Annotated in this window: 3 protein-coding genes and 1 pseudogene; 3 read left to right on the forward strand and 1 reads right to left on the reverse strand. The window is 72.9% G+C overall.

From position 1 onward, the window contains the following. The 3 genes from TY25_RS43285 to TY25_RS30570 form a co-directional block, all read left to right on the forward strand. Positions 1 to 316: urease accessory UreF family protein (locus TY25_RS43285; RefSeq protein ID WP_042261908.1), on the forward strand; the 316-nt coding region annotated here is incomplete at its 5' end. Positions 317 to 341: 25 nt separating this feature from the next. Next, a complete protein-coding gene (gene ureG, locus TY25_RS30565; RefSeq protein ID WP_042261910.1) occupies positions 342 to 1,058 on the forward strand; it encodes an urease accessory protein UreG in 717 nt (238 codons plus the stop codon). After that, the gene (locus tag TY25_RS30570) at positions 1,048 to 1,692 is read left to right on the forward strand and encodes an urease accessory protein UreD (RefSeq protein ID WP_042261913.1); all 645 of its coding nucleotides are present in this window, start codon (positions 1,048 to 1,050) and stop codon (positions 1,690 to 1,692) included. The genes ureG and TY25_RS30570 overlap by 11 nt, the downstream gene beginning before the upstream one ends. 372 nt (positions 1,693 to 2,064) lie before the next feature. On the opposite strand, the pseudogene TY25_RS43290 reads toward TY25_RS30570, so the two are convergent. Beyond that, positions 2,065 to 2,290, reverse strand: a pseudogene (locus tag TY25_RS43290) (hypothetical protein); the annotation flags it as partial.

Here is a 2,290-nt window from a genome sequence, read left to right on the forward strand (position 1 = left end):
CCATGATTGGGCCGCGGTCGGCCCGCGCCCGCACCTGTCCACCGTGTTCGGCATGGTCGGCGCCGCCTGCCTGGTGACGCCGCAGGAGATCGCGGGCGTGGTCGTCTACACCACGCTGACCGGCGCGGCGACCGCCGCGCAACGGCTGCTCGCGCTCGACCCCGCGGCCATCGCGGCCTGCACGGTCCGTCTCGCCGACCTGTGCGACCGCACCGCCGCCGACGCGGTCGACGGCCTCGCCTGCCTGTCCGACCCGCTGCAAGACGTGCTCGCGCAACGCCATTTGCACCGCGACATGCCGCTGTTCGCCAGTTGAATCCCAGAAAAAGGAGATCGCCACCATGCCACCGCATCTGATCGACGGTGAACCGCACGACCATTCGCATGATCGCCCGAAGCGCGCGCGCACCGCGGGGGAGGCGCTGCGCATCGGCATCGGCGGTCCGGTCGGCTCCGGCAAGACCGCGCTGGTCGCCGCGCTGTGCAGGCAGCTGCGCGACGAGCTGTCGCTGGCCGTGCTGACCAACGACATCTACACCACCGAGGACGCCGACTTCCTGCGCAGGCACGCGGTGCTGCCGGACGAGCGGATCACCGCGGTGCAGACCGGCGGCTGCCCGCACACCGCCATCCGCGACGACATCACGGCCAACCTGGACGCGATCGACGATCTGATCGCGGCGAACCCGCCGCTGGACCTGATCCTGGTGGAATCCGGCGGCGACAACCTCACCGCGACCTTCTCCTCCGGCCTGATCGACGTGCAGATCTTCGTGGTCGACGTGGCCGGCGGGGACAAGGTGCCGCGCAAAGGCGGTCCTGGCGTGACGTTCTCGGATCTGCTGGTGGTCAACAAGACCGATCTGGCTCCGCTGGTGGGCGCGGATCTCGGCGTGATGGAGCGCGACGCGGCGAAGGTGCGCGAGGGCCGCCCGACCGCGCTGATCTCGCTGACCGACGACCCGGCCGCCACCCCGGTGCTGGCCTGGGTGCGTACCCAACTGCGGCTGCTCGCCGACCAGGACCGCGCCGCCGCCGAAGCCCCTGTTGCGCACTGAACTCCGGATCATCGCGCGGGTGGCGACGCTGCCCGAGATCCACGCGAGCGGCGGGCTCTCGGCGCGCCGCACCGGGCCGGACACGGTGCACCTGATCGGCACTGCCGCGACGCCGCTCGGGGGCGACGAGCTCGACATCACGGTGGTGGTCGGGGCCGGGGCGCGGCTGGTCGTGCGCTCGGTCGCGGCCACCATCGCGCTGCCCAGCGCCGCGACGCCGATGTCGTTGGCGCACTGGCGGTTCGACGTGGGCCGCGGCGGCGAGCTCGACTTCGATCCCGAGCCGACGATCGTGGCGGGCGGGGCGCAGCACCACACCGTCAGCACGGTCCGGCTCGCCCCCGATGCCCGGCTGCGGCTGCGCGAGCGGGTGCAGATCGGCCGGTCCAATGAGGCGCACGGCGGCTGGCGCGGCGACCTGATCGCCGATATCGGCAAGACGCCGCTGCTGCGCCATCGCCTGGAACTGGGTCTGGGCGCCGCCGCCGACGACGCCCTGGACGCACCGCGCGCGCTCGAGAGCGAGCTGCGCTACCCGGACGAGCGACCCGAGGAAACCGTGGGCCTCACCGACTCCCGCCTCCCGCTCGCCGCGGGCGGCACCCTGCGCACCCGCACCAGCGGCGCGCTCTGACTTCCCGCACCCTTTCCGTCTTCGCGCACCCGCTGTGGCAGGCCGCAGCGGGTGCGCGAACACCGAAGTGGTGCTCGAACACCGCAGCGGGTGCGCGAACACCGAAGTGGTGCGCGAACGTAGGCGCGGGGACGCAGGAGCGGTGTGCGAGTTCGGTTTCCGTTCGGTCTCCGCGCGGCGTTTGCTGTTGTGTTGCGAGCCTTTGGCAGGTAGTGCGACTCGCCGGAGCGCAGCACGGGCGGCGCGCCGACGCGCACAGTGGCGCACGTCACCTCGAGGGTAAGCGCACCCGGATCGGGACAAAAGGGAAGGGTGGGAACTCGACAGCGTGGTCGGGTTCCCACCCTCGATGGGTGGCGCACTAGTGGACGATCAGTCGCCGACGACCCGCGACGGCGCGTTGAACGCGTTGACCGCGCCGACGGCCGCACCGGCCGCCGCGCCGATCGCCGCGGCGGGCACGGTGATCACGGCCGCGCCGACGCTCGCGCCGAGCATCGGACCCGCGACCACGCCGACGGGCAGCAGGGGCAGCCCGAGCGCCAGGCCCACCACGCCGCCGACGAGCGCGGAGGTCGCGGCCACCGGCACGGCCGCC

This window comes from Nocardia brasiliensis NBRC 14402 (assembly GCF_000308475.2).
Taxonomy (GTDB): domain Bacteria; phylum Actinomycetota; class Actinomycetes; order Mycobacteriales; family Mycobacteriaceae; genus Nocardia; species Nocardia brasiliensis.

Coding starts and splice junctions, on each gene's coding strand:
- ureG (WP_042261910.1), top strand. CDS start 342: ATGCCACCGCATCTGATCGACGGTGAACCGCACGACCATTCGCATGAT.